Origin of the sequence: Nocardioides iriomotensis (genome assembly GCF_004168035.1) — a bacterium.
In the GTDB taxonomy this organism is placed as follows: domain Bacteria; phylum Actinomycetota; class Actinomycetes; order Propionibacteriales; family Nocardioidaceae; genus Nocardioides_B; species Nocardioides_B iriomotensis.
The window spans coordinates 96,951-119,825 of the sequence record NZ_SDPU01000032.1; the positions used below are offsets into that span (position 1 = coordinate 96,951).

Genomic DNA, 22,875 nt, shown 5'->3' on the forward strand with positions numbered 1-22,875 from the left:
CACGCCCTAGGGTGTCCGCGTGACCCCGATGCAGCGCGTGGCGATGGGCCTCGTGCTCGTGCTGCTCGACGCGTCCTTCAACGGCTGGGACCTCCTCGCCGACCCCCTCGGCTGGGCCCTCGTGCTGGCCGGTGTCCTGCCGGTCACCGAGCTGCTCGGCGGCCGGGTGGCGCTGACGGCGGTGCTCGCGTTCGTGACGTCGCTCGTCGTCTACCCGCCGGCGGTCGTCGAGGCGCTCGACCCGGCGGTCGCCTGGGCGCTCTCGCTGCCGCACCTCGCCTTCGTCGTCCTGCTCTGCCTCGCGCTGGCGGAGCGGCTCGCCGACTTCGCGCGGCGGTTCCGGGTCGTCGCCGTCGTGATGGTCGTCGTCGGGCTGGCGCCCGTGCTCGTGCTCGGCGCGGACCTGCTGGTGCTGGCGGGGGCCCTCGCCTTCGTCGCGGTCGTGACGCAGTGCTACCTCGTCTACCTGCTCTTCCGGGTCCACCGACTCGTGCCCGGCCCAGGGATGGCCGAGCCCGCGGTCGAGGGATGACGAGAGGGCCGCCCCCGAGCGGGAGCGGCCCTCGTCGCAACGCTGTGCTGTCAGCGCGATGTCAGCCGGTCAGGCGGACACCACGTTGAGGTTGACGGTCGCGTCGACGTCGTCGTGCACCTTCACGGTCACCTGGTGCGCGCCCAGGGACTTGATCGGGTTGCCGACGATGATCTTGCGCTTGTCCACCTCGGCACCGGCCGCGGTGATCGCGGTGGCGATGTCGTTGACGGTGACGGCGCCGAAGAGGCGGCCGCCCTCGCCGGCACGGACCGGCAGGTTGAAGGTCGTGCCCTCGAGCTTCGCCTTGACCTCCTGGGCGTGCTCGACGTCGCGGACCTCACGGGTGGAGCGAGCGGCCTTGATCGAGTCGATCGTGCGCTCGCCGCCCTTGGTCCAGCGGATCGCGAAGCCGCGGGGGATCAGGAAGTTGCGGCCGTAGCCGTCCTTCACCTCGACGATGTCGCCGGGGGCACCGAGGCCGCCGACCTCCTGGGTCAGGATGAGCTTCATCAGGTGTTCCCCCTCTCTCAGCGAGCCGTCGACGTGTAGGGCAGCAGCGCGACCTCACGGGCGTTCTTGACCGCGGTGGCCACGTCGCGCTGGTGCTGGACGCAGTTGCCGGTCACGCGACGCGCGCGGATCTTGCCACGGTCGGAGATGAACTTGCGGAGCAGCGTCGTGTCCTTGTAGTCGACGTACGACACCTTCTCCTTGCAGAACTGGCAAACCTTCTTCTTCGGCTTGCGGAGTACTGGCTTGGCCATTGTGGTGCTTCCTCTCTCGAAGCCCGGCTCACGCCGGAATGGTCATCAGTGGAATGGACTGTTCAGTTGTGCTGATCGGGCCCGGGGCTCGGTCAGAAGGGAGGCTCCTCGTTGGAACCGCCGGACGCCCACGGGTCGTTGGACTGGCCACCGCCCTGACCGCCACCCTGGTTGCCGCCCCAGTTGCCGCCGGAGCCGCCGGAGCCGCCGCCCTGGTTGCCGCCCCAGCTGCCGCCGGAGCCGCCACCCTGGGTGCCGCCGCCCTGGCCGCCACCGCTGGCGGCCCACGGGTCGTCGGACCCGCCGGAGAACCCGCCGCCGCCCTGGCCGCCACCGCCGCGGGTGGTCTTCTGGACCTTGGCGGTGGCCATCTTCAGGCTCGGGCCGACCTCTTCGACATCGATCTCGAAGACGGTGCGCTTCTCGCCCTCGCGGGTCTCGTAGGAGCGCGCCTTCAGCCGGCCCTGGACGATCACCCGCATGCCGCGCTGCAGCGACTCGGCGGCGTTCTCGGCCGCCTGCCGCCACACCGAGCAGTTGAGGAACAGGGTCTCCTGGTCCTTCCACTCGTTGGTCTGCCGGTCGAACTGACGCGGCGTCGACGCAACGGTGAAGTTGGCCACCGCCGCACCCGAGGGGGTGAAGCGGAGCTCGGGGTCGGCGGTGAGGTTGCCGACGACGGTGATCGGGGTTTCGCCTGCCATGCCAGGCCTCCTGGTCTCGAGTAGCTACTCAGCTGGTGCTTCCAGAGTGACCGGGGGAAACGGTCCGGGACGGCCCCTGGTCGCTCCCCGGATTACTACCAGGGATCGGGGACGTCGTTGCCGGGGACCGGCAGGGTCAGCGCGCGTCGGGCCGGATGACCTTGGTGCGCAGCACCGACTCGTTCAGCCCCAGCTGACGGTCGAGCTCCTTCACCGTGGCCGGCTCGGCCTGCAGCTCGATGACGGCGTAGATGCCTTCGGCGTTCTTGTCGATCTCGTAGGCGAGACGACGACGTCCCCAGACGTCGACCTTCTCCACCGAGCCACCGTCCTGACGGACGACGTTGAGGTACGTGTCGAGCGAAGGCGCGACAGTGCGCTCTTCGAGATCGGGGTCGAGGATGACCATCACTTCATAGGCACGCATAGCGGTCTTCACCTCCTTCGGACTCAAAGCGGCCACGGCGTTTCCGTGGCAGGAGGGCTGTGCGTAGTAGCCGGCCCGCACCCGCAGCACATCCTGGGGTCGAGCCGGACGACGTCCCAGCGTAACAGCGGCCACCGGGACCGGAGAAATCGTCGTCCACAGGGCTCTGCCGCCCCCGCCGCACCCTTACCGCCGCCGCCGCGGGGGTACGGCGGGGGTCCGACGCACCGACCCCGAGGAGGACCCGTGGCCCACGAAGACGCCGCCAAGATCGCCGGCCTGATCGACGGCATCCGGATCGCCATGCTCACCACCCAGGACGACGGGCGGCTGGTCAGCCGGCCGCTCGCGACCCAGGACGTGGAGTTCGACGGCGACGTGTGGTTCGTGACCGAGCGGTCGGCGCCCTGGGTGAGCCAGCTCGGGGCGCACCCCGAGGTCAACGTCGCCTACGCGGGCAGCAGCTCGTGGGTGTCGCTGGCCGGGACGGCGCGCGTCGTGGACGACCCGGACCGGCTCCGCGAGTACTGGAGCGCCTTCACCGACGCCTGGCTCGAGGGCGGCCCGGACAACCCCGACAACGTGCTGGTCCACGTGGCCGCCCACTCGGCGGAGTACTGGGACTCGCCCGGCGCCAAAGTCACCCAGGTGCTCAACCTGGTGAAGGCGAAGGTCACCGGCGAGCGCTACGAGGGCGACAACGAGGTCGTCGACCTCGACCGCCCCTGATCGCCGACAAGAACGTCGGCGCACCGGCCTAGGGTGGCCCCATGAGCGTCAAGATCGGTGCCCACGTCGACCAGACCGACCCCCTCGCGGAGGCCCGGGCCCGCGGCGCCGACCTCGTGCAGTTCTTCCTCGGCGACCCGCAGGGCTACAAGGGCCCCGAGGTCCGGTACGCCGGGGGCCCGGAGGCCCTCCGGGACGACGCGGCGGCGGCCGGCATCGACCTCTACGTGCACGCGCCGTACATCGTCAACGTCGCCACCACCAACAACCGCATCCGGATCCCGAGCCGCAAGCTGCTCCAGCAGCACGTCGACGCGGCCGCCGCGATCGGGGCCAAGGGCCTGATCGTGCACGGTGGCCACGTCAACAAGGACGACGATCCCGAGAAGGGCTTCGACAACTGGCGCAAGGCGGTCGAGGCCACCGACCTCAAGCTGCCGATCCTGATCGAGAACACCGCGGGCGGCGACAACGCGATGACCCGCTACCTCGACCGGATCGGCCGGGTGTGGGAGGCGATCTCGACGGCCGAGGGCTTCGACCAGGTCGGGTTCTGCCTCGACACCTGCCACGCCCACGCCGGCGGCAACGACCTGACGACCGTGGTGGAGCAGATCCGCAAGATCACCGGCCGGATCGACCTGGTGCACGCCAACGACTCCCGCGACGAGTTCGACTCCGGCGCCGACCGGCACGCCAACCTCGGCGCCGGCCACATCGACCCCGAGCTGCTGGCCGGGGTGGCCCGCGAGGCCGGGGCGCCGTTGCTCGTCGAGACCCCCGGCGGCGCCGCCGAGCACCAGGCCGACTTCGCCTGGCTGCGCGAGCACCTCTGAGACCGCTCGACCCCGCCCACTAGCATCGGTCGGCGTGACCCCCGCTCTCACCGTCCGCACGATCACGCCCGCCGAGCACCTCGCGCACCTGCGTGAGCAGCGCTCCGCGAGCTTCCTGCAGACCCCGGCCTGGGGGACGGTCAAGGGCGAGTGGAAGGCCGAGTCGATCGGCTGGTTCGAGCGCAACGAGCTGGTCGGCAGCGCGCTCGTGCTCTACCGGCAGCTGCCCAAGGTCAAGCGCTACCTGGCCTACCTGCCGGAGGGTCCGGTCATCGACTGGACGACCGACGACCTCCAGGGCTGGCTGGCGCCGCTGACCCGGCACCTCAAGCGCGCCGGCGCGTTCGGGGTCCGCATCGGTCCGCCCGTCGTGGTCGCCCGCTGGGACACCGCGGCGGTCAAGGAGGGCATCGCCGACGAGGCCGTGCACCGGCTCGCCGACGTCCCCCCGACCGAGCGGTCCGTCGAAGGCGCCCGCGTGGTCTCCCAGCTCCAGGAGCTCGGCTGGCGGCAGCAGGGGGCCGAGGGCGGGTTCGCCGCCGGGCAGCCGCGCTACAACTTCCAGATCCCACTGCGCAGGACCGAGGGCCGCGACGCCGGCGAGGCGCGCACCGAGGACGAGGTCCTCGCCGGGATGAACCAGCTCTGGCGGCGCAACATCAAGAAGGCCGCGAAGGCCGGCGTCGAGGTGCGGGTCGCCCCGGCCGGCGACGAGGCCGAGCTCGCGCGGTTCCACGAGCTCTACCTGCACACCGCCGAGCGCGACGGGTTCACCCCGCGACCGCTGGCCTACTTCCGGACGATGTTCGAGGCGCTCGGCGCCGAGGAGGACGACCGGATCCGGCTCTACCTCGCCGAGCACGAGGGCGACCTGGTCGCCGCCACGATCGCGATCCGGGTCGGCGGGCACGTCTGGTACTCCTACGGCGCCTCGTCCACCGAGAAGCGCGACGTGCGCGGCTCCAACGCGGTGCAGTGGCGGATGGTCCAGGACGCCGTCGCCGCCGGAGCCGACGTCTACGACCTGCGCGGCATCACCGACACCCTCGACGCCGACGACCCGCACGTCGGGCTGATCCAGTTCAAGGTCGGCACCGGCGGCGAGGCCGTCGAGTACGCCGGCGAGTGGGACCTGCCGCTCAACGCCGTGGTCTACAAGGCGTTCAGCGTCTACATGGAGCGCAGGGCAGGGGGTCGATGACCATGTCGCTCACGCTGTACGTCGACGGCGACCGCTGGCGGCGGCACATGAAGGAGGTGCGCGACGCGCACCCCGGCATCGTCCCGGTGGCGAAGGGCAACGGCTACGGGTTCGGGCTGGCCCGGCTCGGCGAGCTCGCGACCTGGCTGGATGTCGACACGCTGGCCGTCGGCACCTACCCGGAGGTCGCTCGGGTGAGCGCAACCTTCGACGGCACCGTCCTCGTGCTCACGCCGTGGCGCCCGCACGAGCAGCGCGCGGTGTACGACGACCACGTCATCCACACCGTCGGCCGGCTCGAGGACCTGCGCGCCCTGGCCGGGCGCAGCGAGCGGCCGCGCGTCGTGCTCGAGCGGATGACGTCGATGCGCCGGCACGGCTTCTCCGCCCGCGAGCTGCGCGAGGCCGTGCAGCTCTGGGCCCAGGTCGGTGGCGTGCGCCTGGAGGGCGTGGCCTTCCACCTGCCGATCAGCCAGGGCTCGCACCTCACCGAGGTCGACCGGCTGATGACCGACGTCGTCGCCGCCGGGATGCCGGCCAAGCGGGTGTGGGTCTCGCACCTGAGCGACACCGAGCTCGCGGACCTGCGCCACCGGTACGCCGACTTCGAGTTCCGGCCGAGGATCGGCACGGCGCTGTGGCTCGGCGACCGAGACGCGCTGCGGGTGCGGGCGACCGTGCTCGACGTGCACCCGGTCGAGCGCGGCGAGGTGTTCGGCTACCGCAGCCGCACCGCGCCGAAGGCAGGGCACATCCTGGTCGTCTCCGGCGGCACCGCCCACGGCATCGGCCTCGAGGCGCCCACCGGTGGCGCCTCCCTCAAGGACCGTGCGGCCCGCGTCGCCAAGGGCGGCCTCGATGCCGCCGGGTTCGTGCGGTCGCCGTACACCATCGGCGGGAAGCAGCGGCTGTTCGCGGAGCCGCCGCACATGCAGGCCTCGATGCTGTTCCTGCCCTCGGGCGCCCGGGTGCCCGAGGTGGGCGAGGAGGTCGACGTGCGGGTGCGCTACACCGCCACGTCGTTCGACGAGACCGTCATCTCCTGACGCGCGCGGCCGAGCCGCCGGCGGGGCAGCATCCGGGCGCTCGGCTCCATCGGGTCGTCGGTGCGGCCGTCGGCGCGCACCGGGTCGTGGTGCGGCGCCACGATGTCGCGCACCACCACGAAGACCAGCCACAGCTCGGCGAGCACCCGCACCACGATCGCCACCCAGTAGGCGTGGTCCTGCGCACCGGACGTCGCGGACGCGGTGTAGCCGCCGAGGTAGAACCACACGGCCACGAAGTAGAACGCCTCGCCCGCCTGCCAGATCAGCAGGTCGCGCCAGCGCGGCCGGGCGAGGACGGCGAGCGGCAGCATCCACAGGACGTACTGCGGTGAGTAGACCTTGTTGACCAGCAGGAAGCCGATCACGATCAGCAGCGCGAGCTGCGGGATGCGCGGCGTGCGCGACGACACCAGGCCGAGCGTGAGCACCGCGAGGCACACCGCGCCGAACCAGATCAGCGACGCGAGGTTGATCGCGCCCGCCGACACGGCGTGGCCGGACTGCTGCCAGATCAGCCACACCGAGCCGAGGTCGGCGCCGCGGTCGTCGTTGAACGACCAGAACACCTTCCACTCGTCGAGGCCGTAGAGCACCGGGGGCAGGTTCACCACCAGCCAGGAGCCGACGGCGGCGACCGCCGCGGCGCCGAAGGCCGGCAGCCTGCCCCGCCGGATGCACACGACCAGCAGCGCCCCGAGCAGGAACATCGGGTAGAGCTTGGTGGCGGTCCCGACCCCGATCAGCACGCCCGCCAGCACCGGCCGGCCGCGGGACCACGCCCACAACGCGCCGGCCACGGCCGTGACCGCGAGCAGGTCCCAGTTCACGAGGCCGGTCAGGACCAGCGCCGGGCTCAGCGCGAACGCCGCCGCGTCCCACGGCCTCCCCTCGTGGGTGCGGGCGAGGAACCAACCGGCGAGCAGGGCGAACGGCGCCAGCAGCACGGCGGTGAGCATGAAGAACAGCCACGACTCCTGCTGCACGCCGGGGAGGCTGCCGACCAGGTCGGGCACCGACTGCCGGCGCACCTCCAGGTCGGGGAAGCCGCTCAGCGCGTGGGTCGCCACGGCGGTGCCGTAGGCGAAGTAGCCGATGACGACCGGGTACTCCAGGGTCCGCCAGCGGTCGCCGTTGTCGGCGTACGGCACGCTCAGGTCGGCGAAGCCGCGCCCCACGTAGAGGTACGGCACGTCGGAGTAGCAGAGCGCGGCGTACCGGTAGTTGTCGCCCGGCCAGTCGTCGGCGACGCACGGCGACTTCTGCACCATCGCGAGCAGGAAGCCGACGCAGGTCAGCGCCAGCACGACGCGGACCGGCGTCCACCAGGGGTGCCCCGCGGAGTGCTCGCCGGACGGGCCGCCGATGCTCTCGCTGCCCGCGCGCACCAGCGGGTCCTCGTGCGACGGACGCACGACCGGCGGCGGGAAGCGGTCGCCGGCCCCTCGCGTCGTCACCCGAGAACCCTACTGACCGGGCGGGCGGCTACTGCGGTGGCGGTGGTGTCGGCTCGGTCGTCGGCGTGGGCGACGGCGAGTTGCCGTTGCCGTTGCCGCCGCCGTTGCCGTTGCCCGGGTCGCAGAGCAGACCGGTGCAGGTCTCCGTCGGAGCCGGGGGCGACGGCGTCTCGGTCGGCGTCGGCGTCTCGGTCGGCGTCGGCGTCTGGGTCGGCGTCGGCGACGGCCGCTTGGTCGGCGTCGGCTTCGGCGTGAACGTCGGCAGCGGCTCGTGGTCGTCGTTGGTCGCCTCGAGGTTCGCCGGCTCCGGGAAGTCGAGCACGGGAGCGCCCGCGAGCGCACCCTCGGTGATCGCGGCCCACGTGCGGGCGGGGTACTCGCCGCCGTAGAACGTCGGCAGGAAGTCGTCGAGCGGGGCCTGCCCCTTGCCGCGCACGTACATCACCGCGGTCGAGAGCTGCGGTGTGTAGCCGACGAACCAGGACGACCGGATCCGGCCGTCGTCGTTGGTGGCCGTCCCGGTCTTGCCGGCGATCGGCCGGTCGATCGTGTTGGCGTTGACGCCCGTGCCGACCGCGGCGACCTGCTGCAGCGCGTAGCTCACGTCGGACGCGACGTCCGGGGACACGACCCGGTCGGTCTCGCGCTGGTGCGCGTAGCGGGTCTGGCCGTCGGAGTTCTGCACGCGGTTGACGACGTACCAGTCCTTGGCGCGACCACCGTCGGCGATGGTGCCGTAGGAGTTGGCCATGTCGATCGGGCTGACGATGGCCGAGCCCAGCGCGACGCCCGCCTCGGGCCGCAGGTCGGTCGAGTCCTCCGGGATGCCCATGTCGACCGCGGTGTCCACGACGTCCTGCGGGCCGCCCTTCAGCGACAGCGTGAGGTCGACGTACGCGGTGTTGATCGACTCCTCGGTCGCCTTCAGCAGCGGTACGGCGGAGCCGTAGTCGGAGCCGCCGTCCTCGCCCTGGTTCTCGAACTCCGCGTCGCCCACCTCGAACGGCGAGTTGCCCTCGAAGGTGCTCTTGAGGGAGTAGCCGTCCTTGAGTCCCGCGGTCAGCGCGAACGGCTTGAAGCTCGATCCCGGTGCGCCGCCGGCGACCGCCCAGTTGGTGCCGCCGTTGCTCTTCAGGTAGTCCTGCCCGGCGAAGAAGCCACGCAGCGCGCCGGTGCGCGGGTCGACCGACGCGCTGGCGACGTGCAGGCCCTTGAGCCCGGTCGGCCGCTGGCCCTGCACGCCTCGGGTCGCCGCGGCCATGGCCTTGCGGGTGAACGTCGTGGTGACCCGCAGGCCGCCGCCCTGGATCTCGGCGTCGCTGAAGTCGGCCGAGCGCAGCTCGCGCTTGACCATCTCGAGCATGTAGCCCTTCTGGCCACCGAGCGAGTCGTTGTCGACGATGCGCGGGAACTTCGGCAGCTTCACCCGCAGCTCGGCGCCCTCGGCCGCGTCGAGCTCGCCCATGTCGACCATGCCGTCGATGACGTACTGGTAGCGGCCGAGCAGCCGCTCCTTGGTCTCCTTGCCGGAGGCCGGGTCGTAGTTGTTGGGCGAGTTGAGGATCGACGCGAGCGCGGCGCCCTCGCGGACCGTGAGGTCCTTGGCGTCCTTGTCGTAGTAGGCCTGCGCCGCGGCCTGGATGCCGTAGGCGCCGCGGCCGAAGTAGATGGTGTTGAGGTAGCCCTGCAAGATCTGGTTCTTGCTCTGCTGCTGCTGGAGCTTCAGCGACAGGAACGCCTCCTTGACCTTGCGGGTCAGGGTGCGCTCCTGCGAGAGGTAGAAGATCTTGACGTACTGCTGGGTGATGGTCGACGCACCCTGGGTCGCGTTGCCCTGCGCGTTGGAGAACGCCGCGCGGATGATGCCCTTGGGGTCGATGCCGCGGTTGGTGTAGAAGGTGCGGTCCTCGGCCGCGATCACGGCGGCCTGGACGTGCGCGGGCACGTCGGACAGGGAGACGCTGGTGCGGTTCTGCTCGGCGAAGCGGCCGAGCTCGGTCTTGCCGTCGGCGTAGTAGACGACCGTCGTCTCGGTCTGGAAGTCCTCGTTGGGGTCCGGGATGTCGGTCGACATGTACCCGTAGGCGAAGGCCGCCGAGCCGAGCAGGAAGCCGACGAAGGCGAGGATCACGCCCCACTTGAGGATCGCGCGGCCGACCCGGCGTCCGCCGCCGCCCTGGCCGCCCTTGCCGCCCTGGCCGCCCTTGCCGGCCGCGGCCGTACCTCCCCGGCTCGCGGACGCGCGCCCGCTGGTGCCTCCCGAGGTCGGTCGGGCCGCACGGCGGCCGCCGTTCGGGGCAGGGCCGTCGGCCTTGCGGTGTGCGCTCACGAGTACTCCGGAGGGACGGGGACACGGTCGGGTGCAGGCACGCGCGCCTGGACCGGCGGAGGGCCGGTCGGCGCTGGTCCCAGCAGAGGTTGCCCGGCCGAAGGCCGGCAAAACCCCGATCCAGGGTACGGGGGCCCGCCTCGACGGTGAAAAGGCGCAGGTCAGGACGCACTTCCTCGTGCGCGCCGCCCTGGCCGCCCGGGCCGGACGGCGCGTGCCACGTCCGCGCGAGATGACTCGTTCGGGCCCTGCCCCGCGCTTCGATATATCGATACGATAGGTTGCTTCGATAGGCGTGCACGACATATCGGAGCGAGGTGACAGGCATGACCCGGCGGGGTGAGACGCTCGAGCTGGCCGTCCTCGGCCTGCTCCACGAGTCTCCGCTGCACGGCTACGAGCTGCGCAAGCGGCTCAACGTCGTGCTCGGCTGGAGTCGGCTGCTGTCGTACGGATCGCTGTACCCCGCGCTGAAGAAGCTGCTGCGTGCCGGGTACATCGCCGAGGACGTCAGCGCGGCCCCGCCGTCGGCGAGCCGTCGGCAGCGCATCACCTACGCCCTCACCCCGGCCGGCCAGGACCGGTTCGCGACGCTCATGGCCGAGTGCGGCCCGGCGTCGTGGGAGGACGACAACTTCGACGTGCGGTTCGCCTTCTTCAGCCGCACCGACATCGCCGTACGCCTGCGCATCCTCGAGGGCCGGCGCTCCCGGCTCGAGGAGCGGCTCGCCCGCGTGCAGGCGCAGCTGGACAAGACCCAGCAGAAGGTCGACCGCTACGCCGTCGAGCTGCAGCGGCACAGCGTGGAGTCCGTCGAGCGCGAGGTGCGCTGGCTCTCCGACCTGATCAACGCCGAGCGCGACGGTGCGCTCGACGACCGGGGCGACCAGTCCCCGCCCGAGAATCCCGAGACCAGCCAGACCAGTCCGACCGGCCAGCAGGACCAGCAGGTCGGCAGCACGTGAGCACACAAGCGAGGAGCAGACCGATGGGAACGGTTCGAGTAGCAGTGGTGGGAGTGGGCAACTGCGCCACCTCCCTCATCCAGGGTGTCCAGTACTACCGCGACGCCAGCCCCACGGAGACCGTCCCGGGTCTCATGCACGTCGAGTTCGGTCCGTACCACGTGCGTGACGTCGAGTTCGTCGCCGCGTTCGACGTCGACGACAAGAAGGTCGGCAAGGACCTCTCCGAGGCGATCAACGCCTCCGAGAACAACACGATCAAGATCTGCGACGTCCCCACGCTCGGCGTGGAGGTGCAGCGCGGCCCGACGCTCGACGGTCTCGGCAAGTACTACCGCGAGACCATCGAGGAGTCGGCCGCCGAGCCGGTCGACGTCGTCCGCGCCCTGAAGGAGACCGGCGCCGACGTGCTCGTGTCCTACCTGCCGGTGGGCTCCGAGGAGGCCGACAAGTTCTACGCCCAGTGCGCCATCGACGCGGGCGTCGGCTTCGTCAACGCGCTGCCGGTGTTCATCGCCAGCGACCCCGAGTGGGCCAAGAAGTTCGAGGACGCCGGCGTCCCGATCGTCGGCGACGACATCAAGAGCCAGGTCGGTGCGACCATCACCCACCGCGTGATGGCCAAGCTGTTCGAGGACCGGGGCGTCACGCTCGACCGGACCTACCAGCTCAACGTCGGCGGCAACATGGACTTCAAGAACATGCTCGAGCGCGAGCGCCTGGAGTCCAAGAAGGTCTCCAAGACCCAGGCCGTCACCAGCAACCTGCACGGTGAGCTCGCCGGCAAGACCAGCGACCGCAACGTGCACATCGGCCCGAGCGACTACGTCGCCTGGCTCGACGACCGCAAGTGGGCCTACGTCCGCCTCGAGGGCCGCGCCTTCGGTGACGTCCCGCTGAACCTCGAGTACAAGCTCGAGGTCTGGGACTCCCCCAACAGCGCCGGCATCATCATCGACGCGATCCGAGCCGCCAAGATCGCCAAGGACCGCGGCGTCGGCGGCCCGATCCACGCCGCCTCGACCTACCTGATGAAGTCGCCCCCCATCCAGCGCCCGGACGACGAGGGTCGCGCCCAGCTCGAGAAGTTCATCAGCGGCGAGATCGACCGCTGAGGCAACCAGCACAGGCAACCACTGGCGGGAAGTGACCCACAGAGGTCACCACACACCCGCCAGGACGTCGCGCGTGCCCGTCGAGGACGCACGTGGAACGTCGAGCGAGAGGCCACTCAGCCTGCACACCGCACGCGCGCACCGGGCTGAGTGGCCTCTCGCTACCAACAAGTCTGACCTCGGGACCGCGCGACAGAGGCGCTCGTCCTCCCGGCGGTGGTGGGCTATACCTCGTCCCGGAACTTCCGGATGTACTCCACCCTCCGCGCGTTCAGGTCGCCGAGGTACGGCCGGCTCTCCAGCACGGCCAGCGCCCAGCACCACTGGCGCAACCGGTCGGCGTCGAGCTCGGGGCGCAGCGCGAGCACCTCGTCCTGGCAGGACGTCAGCGCGTGGTCGCGCGGGCACTTCACGACGTACAGCGCGACGTCGTACATCGCAGGGCCGACGGCGGGCAGCGGGTCGACGACCGCGAGGCCGGCGTCGGAGACGATGAGGTTCTTGGGCTGCAGGTCGCCGTGCAGCAGCACCGGGTCGCCGTCGGCGAGCGTGTCGACGAGGGCGGCCAGGATCTTCTCCGCCGCGTCGACGTCGGCGAGTGCCTCGTCGTCGGAGACCTCGGCGAACCGGTCCCGCGCCCAGGCGACACGGCGGGCCAGGTTGGCGTCGAGGGCAGGGAAGAGGTACGGCGCCGGGTCGGCGCGGTGCAGCCGGTCGGCGAGGTCCAGCACCTCGGGCAGCGTGTAGCTGCCCTGCCCGACCCAGCCGAGGAAGTTCATCAGCATGACGCTCTGCTCGGGCTGCTCGCGCAGCACCCGGGCCGCGCCGTCGCCCTGCCAGGCGTGCAGGGCCGCGATCTCGGCGGCGCCGCCGGGCACGCTGGCCGGCAGCTTGAGGACGCTGTCGCCATCGGCGCCGGTGCACTTCACGCACAGCGACTCCGAGCCGCCGCTGAGCACCTGCTCGGGCTCGAGGTCCCAGGCCTCGAAGAGCTCCTCTGCCCGCTCGACCGCGTCGGCGAGCCAGCGCTCGGCCTGCTCCGAGCCCAGCCCGTAGGCGAGGTTCTCGCGCAGCGAGTCCGGAATCGCCGGTACCGCATGTCCCACTGGTCGCCCCCCAGACGCCCTCATCGTGGCCCGAGCCCTTGTCTGAACAACGAGCGAACGGTGAAAGCATGCACGGTATGCGTGCGGCCCGCCACCTGAACCACCTCTTGCGTGGTCAAGGTTTCCGCAAGCTGTTCCTGGTGCGGGTCAGCAGCCAGCTCACGGACGGCGTGTTCCAGGTGGCGCTCGCGGCGTACGTCATCTTCTCTCCCGAGCAGCAGCCCTCGCCCTCGGCGATCGCGGCCGCGCTGGCCGTCGTGCTGCTGCCGTTCAGCGTGCTCGGCCCGTTCGTCGGCGTGCTCCTGGACCGCTGGTCGCGGCGCCAGGTGCTCGCCTGGTCCAACTTCGTCCGGGTGGGCCTGGTGGCCCTGGTGGCCGCCGCGGTCCAGCTCGACTGGCGCGGCCCGGCGCTGTTCGGGCTGATCCTGGTCTGTCTGTCGGTGAACCGGTTCCTGCTCGCCGGCCTGTCCGCGGCGCTGCCCCACGTGGTCGAGCCCGAGGACCTGGTCACGGCCAACGCGGTCACCCCGACGGCGGGGACGCTGTCGTTCCTCGTCGGGCTGGGGCTGGGGTCGCTGGTGCGGACGGCGTACGTCGCCGCGCTCGGCCGGGTCGTCGAGCCGCACCAGTTCGACGCGAACGTGGGCGTGCTGCTCACCGCCGCCGCGCTGTACGGCGTCGCGGGCCTGCTCGCGCTGCGCATCCCGCGCGACGACCTCGGCCCGGACTACGACCCGGACCGGCCGGCCGTGCGTGAGGCGGCGCGGCACGTGGCCGCCGGTCTCGTCGACGGGCTGCGCCACCTCGGCGAGCGGCGCGCGGCGGCGTACGGCCTGGCGACGATCGGGGCGCACCGCTTCTTCTACGGCATGTCCACGGTGTCGCTGATCCTGCTGTACCGGAACTACTTCCACACCCCCGACGAGACCGACGCGGCGTTCGCCGGCCTGTCGATCGCCGTGCTGGTCAGCGGCGTCGGCTTCGTCACCGCCGCGTTCGTCACCCCGGTCGTCACCGACGTCGTCACCCAGCGCACCTGGGTGCTCACGCTGCTCGTGACCGCGGCCGTCACGCAGGTGTTCCCGGGGGCGCTGTTCACGGAGCCGGCGCTGCTGGTGTCGGCCTTCTTCCTGGGCGTCGCCTCGCAGGGCATCAAGATCTGCGTGGACACGTTCGTGCAGACGCACGTCGACGACGCCTACCGCGGCCGGGTGTTCTCCCTGTACGACGTCATCTTCAACGTCGCCTTCGTGGCCGCGGCTGCGGTGGCGGCGGCGGTGCTGCCGCCCGACGGCAAGTCCTACGCCGTCGTCGCCGCGATCTCGGTGGGCTACCTGCTCACCGCGCTGGGCTACGCCCGGGCCGAGGGGCTGCGGGAGTAGCGGGAGCAGCCGGACGAAATTTCCCGGAGCGGACGTATCAGGGCCGACCGGACCCGCTCCTCGCTGACGTGACCACCTCCCAGGAGCCCGCCGCCCACCCTCAGGGGCCGCGGACCCGTCGGTCACGCCGGCGTCGTGGGGGCGCGATGCCGGGGACGTCCGGCCGGCTCGTTCAGGGGGCGGCCCAGGCCGGTGTCCGTCGGAGCCCGCACGGGGGCGGGCTCCGGCGGACGGTTCTCCCACCGGAGCACTGACGCCGGGCGCACGACGGCTTTATCCTCCGGAGCAGTCCGGTCGGGCCCGTCGAACGCAGGCCGACCATCGAGAAGAGAGCGACCGACATGCAGGAGCCCACGTCGGGTCCGCAGCCCCCCGAGTCCGGGAGCGCGCCGGCCCGGTCGCCGTTGTCGACGACCCCGCCCTACCTGCGGGAGTACCCGCGCCAGTACCTCAACGTCCGGGTCCTCGACCCGTTGACCGCCTACCAGGTCATGGACCAGGCCGACGTCCAGCCGTCGGCGTTCGTCGCCGACACCCTGCTGGTCCGCGGCTTCCACGAGGAGACCGCGTCGGCGCTCGCCGAGGTGGCCGCCGAGGCCGGCTTCGCGCTGCGCTGGGACCCGCGGGGGGAGCGCGAGCTCGAAGTGCTCGACGGCGCCGACCTGAGCGACGAGGAGCGCGAGCGGGTCCGCGACATCTGGGTGCGCCGGGTGCGCCTGGTCCCGGCCGACCCGCGCGACCCGGTCTTCCGGCCGATCGACACGTGGCGGCTGCTGCAGGCCTACCGGGTGAAGGTCGGCGGCCGCCGCTCGCCGCGCCACGCGGACGTCGGGCTCGAGCACCCCGCCGTCGCCGACCCGGCCACGTCCGGCCACCCGATCACGGGCGGGCACCCCATCACGGGCGGCCACCCGATCACCGGCGGGCACCCGATCACGGGTGGGCACCCCATCACCGGTGGCCACCCCATCACCGGCGGGCACCCGATCACGGGTGGGCACGCCATCGGCCAGTACGTCGAGCCCGGCTGGGGCGGCCGGCAGCCGGTCTCCTGGCTGGGCGCCGAGCCCGCGCCGTCGTACCCGCTCGACGGGTCCGTGCCGCGCCCGGTGGTCGCGATCCTCGACACCGGCGTCGGCGAGCACGACTGGCTCGAGGGCGACGTCGTCGAGCACGACCTCGAGGTCCTCGGCCTCGAGATCGGCGTCGACCCGGCCTCCGCGCAGGGCGACCTGCTCGGCGTCAGCGACGAGATGGTGGGCGAGCTCGACCAGGACTCCGGCCACGGCACGTTCATCGCCGGCCTCGTGCGGCAGGCCTGTCCCGAGGCGCAGATCTACGACATCCGCACCTACGGCAACGACGGCCAGGTCGCCGAGTCCGACCTGCTCACCTGCCTGCAGCGCCTCGCGCTGCGTCAGGTCCTGGCCCGCAACGGCGTGGGCGGGTACACGCCCGTCGACGTGGTGTCGCTGTCGCTCGGCTACTACCACGAGCAGCCGGGGGACGCCGCGTTCGACCGTCTGCTGCTCGGGCCGATCCAGCTCCTCGGGCGCTACGGCGCCGCGGTCGTGGTGTCGGCCGGCAACGACGCGACGTCCCGGCCGAGCTTCCCCGCGGCCTTCGCGCCGTACGACGGGGGCATGGTGGCCGACGACGAGCAGGTCGTGCCCGTGAGCACCGTCGGGGCGCGTAACCCCGACGGCACGATCGCGCTGTTCAGCAACGACGGCCCGTGGGTCGGCTACCTCCGGCCGGGCGCCTCGCTGGTCAGCACCTTCCCCCGCACCTACGACGCGTCCGCGAACCCCAGCCACGAGGTCGTCACGGCCGGTGGCGAGGTGCGGGCGTCCTTCGACCCGGACGACTTCTCGTCCGGCTTCGGCGTCTGGAGCGGCACGTCGTTCGCGGCGCCGGTCCTGGCCGGGGAGGTCGCGGCGGCTCTCGCGGCGGCGTACCGTTCCGGCGACACCGATCTCTCCACCAGCGCTGCGGTATCCCGGGTGCGCGCGTTGCTGCGGGGGCTGAAGGGCAGGGAGCTGTGATCGCTGTGCAACCCGAAGGAATGACGCTGGTGGGCCGGGCCACCGAGGCGTTCACCCGGTTCCGCGACGGGGACCGGCCGGCGCTCGACGAGCTGGTCGCGACCGTGACGCCGCTGCTGTGGCGCACGGTCCGGGAGACCGGTCTCGACGTGGCGGCGTCCGAGGACGTCGTCCAGACGGTGTGGCTGGCGCTGCTGCGCAAGGCGGACTCCATCCGCGAGCCGGGCACCGTCGTGAAGTGGCTGATCACGACCGCGCGCCGCGAGGCGTGGCGGGTGTCGAAGCGGGTGCGCGCCGAGGCCGGCCGCACCGGCGGGGTGCTCGGCGTCGACGACGAGGAGCAGCTCGACCTGCCGGAGCAGCGCGAGGCGCTGCCCGACGAGACGGTGTTCCGCACCACCGAGCAGCGCCGACTGTGGGAGCACGTCCAGCTGCTGCCGCCCCGGTGCCGCCAGCTGATCAGCGTGATCGCCTTCGCCGACCGGCCCGACTACTCCCACATCGCGGAGTCGCTGGGGATGCCGGTCGGCTCCATCGGACCGACGCGGGGCCGCTGCCTCGCCAAGCTCCGCGCCCAGCTCTCGAGCGACCCCGAGTGGGAAGGACAGCTGTCATGAACGACGACGTCACGGGCTCCGACGCCCCCCTCGACGACAGCGACGTCGCGCTCCTGGCCCGGGTCGCGACCATGCTCGACGTGGCCGACCCGGTGCCGGCCGACCTGGTCGAGCGGGTGCAGTTCTCCCTGGCCCTCGACGAGGTGTTCGCCGAGGTCGCCGAGATGACCCGGGTGCTCGACGACGCGCTCGCGGTCCGCACCGACCTCGCCGACGCGACCCGCACCGAGACCGTCACCTTCTCCGCCGAACGGCTCACCGCGATGGTGACCCTGTCCCGCGTCGGCACCGGCCGGGTGCGGATCGACGGCTGGGTCACGCCGTCGGGCGTCCGGACGGTCGCGCTGCGCATGCAGGGCCAGGACCTCACCGTGCAGTCCGACGAGAGCGGCCGGTTCGTCGCCGACGACCTGCGCGAGGGATTCGTGCAGCTCGTCTTCCACCCGCGCGAGGGCGAGGACACCGGTGACGGCGGGGGCCTGGTGGTGACTCCGCTCTTCAAGCTGTGAGCGCCACGTTGCTGTAGTTTTCCCGGGTGGCGTCGGCGCGGGACGGGAACCCGACCCCCCTCCTCAGCTCGACATCCGGTCGTCGGTCGGGTGTCGCGCTCGACGCTGCCGTCCTCGACGCCGAGATCGAGCTGGCCCTCGCGAAGTTCCGTGACGGCCGACCCGCGGTCGCGACCCAGATGCTCAAGGGTGTCCGGCGCAAGGCCGAGAAGCTCCCGCCCGAGCCGGCCGTGCGCAGCGTGGTCGCCCGCACCCTGGTCAGCGAGGCGGCGCCGTACTTCGACATGTCCGGCGACCTGCCGGGCGCGCTCGCGCTGATCGACGAGGCCGAGGCGATCGCGACCGTGGTCGCGAGCCCGGTGCTGTCCGCGAAGGTCGCCGGGCAGCGGGCCCTCGTCGTGCTGCGGTCCGGCGACACCGAACGCGCGCTCGCGCTGTTCGACGTCGCGGCCGGGCTGATCGACGGGGCGGCGCCGCGCGACCGCGCGCTGATCATGCTCAACCGCGGCGTGCTGCACCTCGAGCACGCACACCTGGCGCAGGCCGAGCAGGACCTGGAGCGGTCGGCGATCTTCTCCGAGGAGGCCGGCGACGAGCGGCTGGCCGGGATGGCCACGCACAACCTCGGGTACGTCGACTTCCTGGCCGGCCGGATCCCCCGCGCGCTGGCGGCGTACGAGAAGGCGGCGGCCAGCGTGCCACGCGGAGCCCACCCGGCGATGCTGCTGGACCGGGCACGTGCGCTGCGCGAGGCCGGGCTGCTCGGCGAGGCCGACGCGCTGCTCGCCCAGGGCGCCGTCGACGGCCGCGCGGACCGGCTGTACCAGGAGGTCGGCGAGATCGAGCTGCTCCGCGCCGAGTGCGCCCTGGCCCAGGACGACCCGCCTGCGGCCCGCCGCCTCGCCGGGTCGGCCGCGCGCCGGTTCGCCAAGCGTGGCAACGAGCGCTGGGAGCGCAAGGCGCAGCTGCTGGTGCTCCGCGCCGAGCAGGTCGCGGCGACGAGCGCGCGCAGGGTGCGCGCGCTGCCGGCGCTGGCCGGCCGCGCCGAGGCCTTCGCCGCCCGGTGCCGCAGCGAGTCCCGCGACGACCTGGCCCGCACCGCCGACCTGCTCGCGGCCGCCTGCCGCCTGCACGCCGGCCAGACCCTCGACGCGGCACCCCGGCTGCACCCCGGCGACCCGCTGCCGCTCCGGCTGCTCACCCACGAGGTGCGGGCGCTGCGCACGGCCCGGGCCGGCGACGACGCCAAGGCACTGGCCGAGGTCCGGCGCGGCCTGGCGGAGCTCGGGTCGTTCCAGCGCACGTTCGGGTCGCTCGACCTCCGCACCGCCGGGGCGGTGCACGGTGTCGCGCTCGCCCGGCTCGGGCTCGACCTCGCGGTCCGGCGCGACAAGCCGGCCGGCGTCGTCGAGATGGTCGAGCACGCCCGCGCGGTGTCCAGCCGGCTGCCGCAGCTGCGCCCGCCGCGCGACGCCGACACCGCCCGGTTGCTCGCCGAGCTGCGCGGCGTCGAGGAGGACGCCCGCCGCCTCGAGGGCGACCCCGAGGCCGCCGGCCAGGTCGCCCGGCTGCGCCAGCGCGCCGCGCAGCTGCAGCGCGACGTCCGCGCCCGGGCGTGGGAGATCGAGGGCGACTCCGACGACCGGGCCGGCGAGGCGACTTCCGACGCGCCGCGGCTGGCCGACCTGCGCGCGGCGGTCGACGCGTCCGGGACGCCGTTCGTCAGCTACGCCCTGCACGGCGACACCTGGGTCGCGGTGCTCGTCCGGCGCGACGGCGCCCGGCTGGCCGTGGCGGCGCCCGCCGACGAGGTGGCCGGGCTGGTGCGCCGGGTCCGGGCCGACCTCGACGCCGCGGCCACCCCGCACGTCCCGGAGGCGATCGCCGCCTCGATCCGCGGCAGCCTCGACAGCGGCCTGGCCCGGCTCGACGCGCTGCTCGTCGCGCCCCTCCGTGTCGACGGCGAGCCGCTCGTCGTGTCCGCGGCGGGACCGCTCGCCGTGCTCCCGTGGCCGCTGCTGCCCTCCCGCCTCGGCGTACCGACGGTGGTGACGCCGGGGGCAGGCACCTGGCTCCGCGCGCGTACGGCGACCCGCCCCACGCGACCGGCCGTCACCGCGCTCGCCGGCCCGGGCCTGCACGAGTCCGAGAAGGAGGCGCGCGACGTCGCCGGCACCTGGGCCGCGCCGCAGGGCGACGCCGACCTGCTGGTGGCCGACGACGCCACCACCGCGGCGGCCCGCGCGGCCCTCGCCCGGTCCGACCTGATGCACGTCGCGGCGCACGGCACGCACCGCGCCGACAGCCCGCTGTTCAGCTCGGTCCGGCTGAGCGACGGACCGCTCTACGCCTACGAGCTCGACCCCGACGAGGGCGTCCCGTCCTGCGTGACGCTCTCCGCCTGCGAGGCCGGCCTGGCCACCCTGCGTCCCGGCGACGAGGGGCTCGGCCTCACCCACGTGCTGCTGCACGTCGGCGTCGCGTCCGTCGTCGCGGGGGTGGCGCGGGTGCGCGACGACGTCGCCGCCGCCGTCATGCGCGACGTCCACCGCGCGATGGCCGCCGGCGCGTCCTCGGCCGAGGCGCTCGCGGCGGCGCAGGCCGCCCACGCGCAGGAGGCGGCCGCGGGGTCGCCGCTGCCGCCCGCCCCGTTCGTCACGTTCGGCGCCCCCTGGTAGCCGCGAGAGGCCAGTTCCCCACCGGTCCTGCCGGCGTGTCGTGCGCGAAGTGGCCTCTCGACCTCCTCCCGACGGTCCTTGACGGCCCGGCGCATGCTGGGGCCAGGAGGTGCGAGATGAGGATCGCGGTACTGGGCACGGGGGTGGCGGGTCGCACGGTCGCCGGTCGGCTGGCCGAGCTGGGTCACGACGTGCGGCACGGCACGCGCGACCCGGCGGCGACGCGGGGGCGGGAGGACTGGTCCGACGTACCGGGGACGACGCTGGCGACGTTCGCCGACGCCGTCGCGGACGCCGACCTGGTCGTCAACGCGAGCAACGGCATGGCGTCGCTGGAGGTGCTGGCGACGGTCGCGGAGCAGCTGGCCGGGAAGGTGCTGCTCGACCTGGCGAACCCGCTGGACTTCAGCCAGGGCTTCCCGCCCTCGCTGTCGGTGAGCAACACCGACTCGCTGGCCGAGCAGATCCAGCGCGCGCACCCGGACGTCCGGGTCGTGAAGGCGCTGAACACCATGAACGCCGGGCTGATGGTGCACCCGGAGACGCTGGCGGACGCCGACCACACGGTGTTCGTGTGCGGCGACGACGAGGGCGCGAAGGCGACCGTGACGGCGCTGCTCCACGAGCTCGGGCACACCGACGTGCTGGACCTCGGCGGCCTCGACGGCGCCCGCGGCACCGAGATGGTGCTGCCGCTGTGGGTGCGGCTGATGCAGCAGCTCGGAACCGTGCACTTCCAGCTCAAGGTCGTGCGCTGACCCGCTGTACGTCGCCCTCCCGCGAGGTCAGGAGAAGAGGTCGCCGATGACGGAGCCGCCGGACGAGGAGCCGCTGCCGCTCGACGGCGCGACGAACTCGTAGGGCTGGACGACGACGAAGCCGGGGCCGTGGAAGGCGTACTGGAACGCCTCGCCGGAGCCGCCGCGCAGCATCGACTTCACGTTCATCGACGACACGACGTTCGGCACGAGATTCGCCGACCAGGCGACGGCCGCCTGCACGTCCACGTACGTCGGCTGCTGGGCGCAGTCGAGGACGACCGGCTTCCCGACCGTGCAGAGCGCGGCGGTGCCGGTGCCGGAGATCGTCGTGTTGAACAGGCCGCCGGCCATCATGCCCGCGCCCTTGACCCGGTTGATGTCCCACGACATCGCCGCGTCGAAGGCCAGCAGGTTGCGGCCGTTGACGCTGATCGCGTCGCCGTCGAGCTCGACGAGGTAGACGTAGCCGCCCTCGTTGGCGAAGAACACCTCACCCTGGCCGGACACGCGCATCAGCGGCATGTCCTCGGAGGTGAGCACCTTCTTCAGCAGCTTCCCGACGGAGCCGGACTTCTCGTGGTCGAACCGGACCTGGCCCTGGAAGGCGACCATCGCGCCCTTGACCGCCAGCACGTCGTCGCCGAGGCTCACCCGCAGCATCTGGGTGTTCTGCAAGCCGAACCGGCCGGCGCCCTGCACCTCGAGGTTGGACTGCTCGAACAGCTCGCTTCGCATGGCGGGATCGTAGGGGGCTCGAGCCCGGATCCGGCCCGGACCGGTGCGGTCCGGCGCTTCCCCCGGGCGGTACGGCGGGGGATGCTGGAGGCGTGAGCGTCACGACCCCGGCTCCACCCGGCGCGTCGGGTGCTCCGGCCGTCGAGCGAACCGGACACCCGCGGCTGACGGTGCTCGCCGCGGCGCTGTCGGTGCTCGGCGTGCTGGCCCTGCCGGGCGTCGTGGCCGGGCTGGCCGACCTCGCTGTGCCTGACCGGGGGTTCCCGGTCGTGTCGGAGCTGACCGACGACGCGCAGGAGGTCGTGCTAAGGACCGGCGCGGACGTCATCGGCCACACGGTGATCGTGCCCGTGCGCCCCGGCACCGGGGTCCCGGCGCTGTCACCGTCCGCGGTCGTGCCCACGTCCGCCGCGGCGGGGCCGCTGATCGACCTCGACGTGCGCGGCCTGGTCCCGATGCGCCCCGACGTCGCGCCCCCCTCGATCGACGACATCGCCGTCCGTCTGGTGCCGTGGGTGGACCGGGTGTACGCCGACGTCGGCTCGCTGTCCATCGGCTGCCTCACCGCCGACGACGGGACCTGCTCGATGGGGCTGCTGGTGCACGCGGGCGACAGCTACTACGAGTTCCCCGGCCAGGCGCCGGCCCGGTTCTACACCGGGGACACCCAGATGGAGGCCCGCACCTACGAGGTGCTCGGCGGCTACCTCGTGGTCGGCCGGATGCCACCGTCGATCGACGGGAGCGACGTGGGTCAGGTGATCGTGAGCCTGTCCGACCACTCGATCGTGCCCGCGCAGCTGTCGCACGAGGTCGCGCCCGGCGAGGTCGTGTGGTGGTCGACCCGCGGTGGCAGCTACCCGGTGTCGGCGTCCGTGTTCGCCCGCGGCGGCGACAAGCTCGCGTCGTTCGTGCTCGCCGGCTCCTAGACCGG

At 72.6% G+C, this 22,875-nt stretch carries 22 protein-coding genes; 14 read left to right on the forward strand and 8 right to left on the reverse strand.

Annotated features, from left to right (window positions below; translation table 11 throughout):
- Positions 1-19: 19 nt before the first annotated feature.
- Positions 20-532 carry a hypothetical protein gene (locus ETU37_RS17550; protein WP_129988646.1) on the forward strand — a complete coding sequence of 171 codons (513 nt, stop codon included), beginning with the start codon at positions 20-22 and terminating at the stop codon, positions 530-532.
- 69 nt (positions 533-601) lie between these two features.
- Here ETU37_RS17550 and rplI read toward each other — a convergent pair whose 3' ends face one another.
- The 4 genes from rplI to rpsF form a co-directional block, all read right to left on the reverse strand.
- Entirely contained in the window at positions 602-1,045 is a 444-nt protein-coding gene (gene rplI / locus ETU37_RS17555) for a 50S ribosomal protein L9 (RefSeq protein ID WP_129988647.1), read from the reverse strand.
- A gap of 17 nt (positions 1,046-1,062) precedes the next feature.
- Entirely contained in the window at positions 1,063-1,299 is a 237-nt protein-coding gene (rpsR, locus tag ETU37_RS17560; RefSeq protein WP_128861280.1) for a 30S ribosomal protein S18, read from the reverse strand.
- 92 nt (positions 1,300-1,391) lie between these two features.
- Positions 1,392-2,003 carry a single-stranded DNA-binding protein gene (locus tag ETU37_RS17565; protein ID WP_129988648.1) on the reverse strand — a complete coding sequence of 204 codons (612 nt, stop codon included), beginning with the start codon at positions 2,001-2,003 and terminating at the stop codon, positions 1,392-1,394.
- Positions 2,004-2,139: 136 nt separating this feature from the next.
- Positions 2,140-2,430, reverse strand: coding sequence for a 30S ribosomal protein S6 (rpsF, locus tag ETU37_RS17570; RefSeq protein ID WP_129988793.1), 291 nt, complete (start codon positions 2,428-2,430; stop codon positions 2,140-2,142).
- Positions 2,431-2,676: 246 nt separating this feature from the next.
- Here rpsF and ETU37_RS17575 point away from each other — a divergent pair, with 246 nt between their 5' ends.
- The 4 genes from ETU37_RS17575 to ETU37_RS17590 are packed head-to-tail and all read left to right on the forward strand — an operon-like array spanning position 2,677 to position 6,242.
- Positions 2,677-3,159, forward strand: coding sequence for a pyridoxamine 5'-phosphate oxidase family protein (locus ETU37_RS17575; protein WP_129988649.1), 483 nt, complete (start codon positions 2,677-2,679; stop codon positions 3,157-3,159).
- Positions 3,160-3,200: 41 nt separating this feature from the next.
- The gene (locus ETU37_RS17580; protein ID WP_129988650.1) at positions 3,201-3,995 is read left to right on the forward strand and encodes a deoxyribonuclease IV; all 795 of its coding nucleotides are present in this window, start codon (positions 3,201-3,203) and stop codon (positions 3,993-3,995) included.
- 34 nt (positions 3,996-4,029) lie between these two features.
- Positions 4,030-5,196, forward strand: coding sequence for a lipid II:glycine glycyltransferase FemX (locus ETU37_RS17585; RefSeq protein ID WP_129988651.1), 1,167 nt, complete (start codon positions 4,030-4,032; stop codon positions 5,194-5,196).
- Positions 5,193-6,242, forward strand: coding sequence for an alanine racemase (locus ETU37_RS17590; protein ID WP_240755806.1), 1,050 nt, complete (start codon positions 5,193-5,195; stop codon positions 6,240-6,242). Before ETU37_RS17585 ends, ETU37_RS17590 begins: the two co-directional genes overlap by 4 nt.
- Here ETU37_RS17590 and ETU37_RS17595 read toward each other — a convergent pair.
- Positions 6,203-7,699 (reverse strand): glycosyltransferase family 87 protein, encoded by a 1,497-nt coding sequence (locus ETU37_RS17595; RefSeq protein ID WP_129988652.1) that lies wholly within the window; start codon positions 7,697-7,699, stop codon positions 6,203-6,205. The genes ETU37_RS17590 and ETU37_RS17595 overlap by 40 nt on opposite strands.
- Positions 7,700-7,727: 28 nt before the next feature.
- On the reverse strand, positions 7,728-10,028 hold the full coding sequence (locus ETU37_RS17600) for a transglycosylase domain-containing protein (protein ID WP_129988653.1): 2,301 nt from the start codon (positions 10,026-10,028) through the stop codon (positions 7,728-7,730).
- Between the two features lie 326 nt (positions 10,029-10,354).
- Here ETU37_RS17600 and ETU37_RS17605 point away from each other — a divergent pair, with 326 nt between their 5' ends.
- Both ETU37_RS17605 and ETU37_RS17610 read left to right on the forward strand, forming a co-directional pair.
- Positions 10,355-10,993 (forward strand): PadR family transcriptional regulator, encoded by a 639-nt coding sequence (locus ETU37_RS17605; RefSeq protein WP_129988654.1) that lies wholly within the window; start codon positions 10,355-10,357, stop codon positions 10,991-10,993.
- 23 nt (positions 10,994-11,016) lie between these two features.
- Positions 11,017-12,108, forward strand: a complete 1,092-nt coding sequence (locus ETU37_RS17610; protein ID WP_129988655.1) for an inositol-3-phosphate synthase — start codon at positions 11,017-11,019, stop codon at positions 12,106-12,108.
- Positions 12,109-12,332: 224 nt separating this feature from the next.
- On the opposite strand, the gene ETU37_RS17615 is transcribed toward ETU37_RS17610, so the two are convergent.
- Positions 12,333-13,214 carry an aminoglycoside phosphotransferase family protein gene (locus tag ETU37_RS17615; protein WP_165372587.1) on the reverse strand — a complete coding sequence of 294 codons (882 nt, stop codon included), beginning with the start codon at positions 13,212-13,214 and terminating at the stop codon, positions 12,333-12,335.
- A 68-nt stretch (positions 13,215-13,282) separates the two neighbouring features.
- Between ETU37_RS17615 and ETU37_RS17620 the strand changes: the two genes are divergently transcribed.
- From ETU37_RS17620 to ETU37_RS17645, 6 genes are all read left to right on the forward strand, one after another.
- Positions 13,283-14,596, forward strand: coding sequence for an MFS transporter (locus tag ETU37_RS17620; RefSeq protein WP_206054011.1), 1,314 nt, complete (start codon positions 13,283-13,285; stop codon positions 14,594-14,596).
- 341 nt (positions 14,597-14,937) lie between these two features.
- Positions 14,938-16,641, forward strand: coding sequence for a S8 family peptidase (locus ETU37_RS17625; RefSeq protein WP_129988657.1), 1,704 nt, complete (start codon positions 14,938-14,940; stop codon positions 16,639-16,641).
- Between the two features lie 20 nt (positions 16,642-16,661).
- On the forward strand, positions 16,662-17,258 hold the full coding sequence (locus tag ETU37_RS17630; protein WP_129988658.1) for an RNA polymerase sigma factor: 597 nt from the start codon (positions 16,662-16,664) through the stop codon (positions 17,256-17,258).
- A complete protein-coding gene (locus tag ETU37_RS17635; protein ID WP_129988659.1) occupies positions 17,255-17,767 on the forward strand; it encodes a hypothetical protein in 513 nt (170 codons plus the stop codon). The genes ETU37_RS17630 and ETU37_RS17635 overlap by 4 nt, the downstream gene beginning before the upstream one ends.
- 26 nt (positions 17,768-17,793) lie before the next feature.
- On the forward strand, positions 17,794-20,445 hold the full coding sequence (locus ETU37_RS17640) for a CHAT domain-containing protein (RefSeq protein WP_129988660.1): 2,652 nt from the start codon (positions 17,794-17,796) through the stop codon (positions 20,443-20,445).
- 116 nt (positions 20,446-20,561) lie between these two features.
- Positions 20,562-21,203: an NADPH-dependent F420 reductase gene (locus ETU37_RS17645; protein WP_129988661.1), complete on the forward strand. Its 642-nt coding sequence runs from the start codon at positions 20,562-20,564 to the stop codon at positions 21,201-21,203.
- Between the two features lie 27 nt (positions 21,204-21,230).
- Here ETU37_RS17645 and ETU37_RS17650 read toward each other — a convergent pair whose 3' ends face one another.
- Positions 21,231-21,941, reverse strand: a complete 711-nt coding sequence (locus tag ETU37_RS17650) for an AIM24 family protein (protein ID WP_129988662.1) — start codon at positions 21,939-21,941, stop codon at positions 21,231-21,233.
- Between the two features lie 92 nt (positions 21,942-22,033).
- Here ETU37_RS17650 and ETU37_RS17655 point away from each other — a divergent pair, with 92 nt between their 5' ends.
- The gene (locus tag ETU37_RS17655; protein WP_129988663.1) at positions 22,034-22,870 is read left to right on the forward strand and encodes a hypothetical protein; all 837 of its coding nucleotides are present in this window, start codon (positions 22,034-22,036) and stop codon (positions 22,868-22,870) included.
- Positions 22,871-22,875: the final 5 nt, after the last annotated feature.

What these genes read in the sequence shown, in the direction of transcription:
- rplI (WP_129988647.1), bottom strand. Translation starts at nt 1,045, where the DNA reads ATGAAGCTCATCCTGACCCAGGAGGTCGGCGGCCTCGGTGCCCCCGGC.
- rpsR (WP_128861280.1), bottom strand. Translation starts at nt 1,299, where the DNA reads ATGGCCAAGCCAGTACTCCGCAAGCCGAAGAAGAAGGTTTGCCAGTTC.
- ETU37_RS17565 (WP_129988648.1), bottom strand. Translation starts at nt 2,003, where the DNA reads ATGGCAGGCGAAACCCCGATCACCGTCGTCGGCAACCTCACCGCCGAC.
- rpsF (WP_129988793.1), bottom strand. Translation starts at nt 2,430, where the DNA reads ATGCGTGCCTATGAAGTGATGGTCATCCTCGACCCCGATCTCGAAGAG.
- ETU37_RS17580 (WP_129988650.1), top strand. Translation starts at nt 3,201, where the DNA reads ATGAGCGTCAAGATCGGTGCCCACGTCGACCAGACCGACCCCCTCGCG.
- ETU37_RS17590 (WP_240755806.1), top strand. Translation starts at nt 5,193, where the DNA reads ATGACCATGTCGCTCACGCTGTACGTCGACGGCGACCGCTGGCGGCGG.
- ETU37_RS17605 (WP_129988654.1), top strand. Translation starts at nt 10,355, where the DNA reads ATGACCCGGCGGGGTGAGACGCTCGAGCTGGCCGTCCTCGGCCTGCTC.
- ETU37_RS17610 (WP_129988655.1), top strand. Translation starts at nt 11,017, where the DNA reads ATGGGAACGGTTCGAGTAGCAGTGGTGGGAGTGGGCAACTGCGCCACC.
- ETU37_RS17620 (WP_206054011.1), top strand. Translation starts at nt 13,283, where the DNA reads ATGCACGGTATGCGTGCGGCCCGCCACCTGAACCACCTCTTGCGTGGT.
- ETU37_RS17625 (WP_129988657.1), top strand. Translation starts at nt 14,938, where the DNA reads ATGCAGGAGCCCACGTCGGGTCCGCAGCCCCCCGAGTCCGGGAGCGCG.
- ETU37_RS17630 (WP_129988658.1), top strand. Translation starts at nt 16,662, where the DNA reads ATGACGCTGGTGGGCCGGGCCACCGAGGCGTTCACCCGGTTCCGCGAC.
- ETU37_RS17635 (WP_129988659.1), top strand. Translation starts at nt 17,255, where the DNA reads ATGAACGACGACGTCACGGGCTCCGACGCCCCCCTCGACGACAGCGAC.
- ETU37_RS17645 (WP_129988661.1), top strand. Translation starts at nt 20,562, where the DNA reads ATGAGGATCGCGGTACTGGGCACGGGGGTGGCGGGTCGCACGGTCGCC.
- ETU37_RS17650 (WP_129988662.1), bottom strand. Translation starts at nt 21,941, where the DNA reads ATGCGAAGCGAGCTGTTCGAGCAGTCCAACCTCGAGGTGCAGGGCGCC.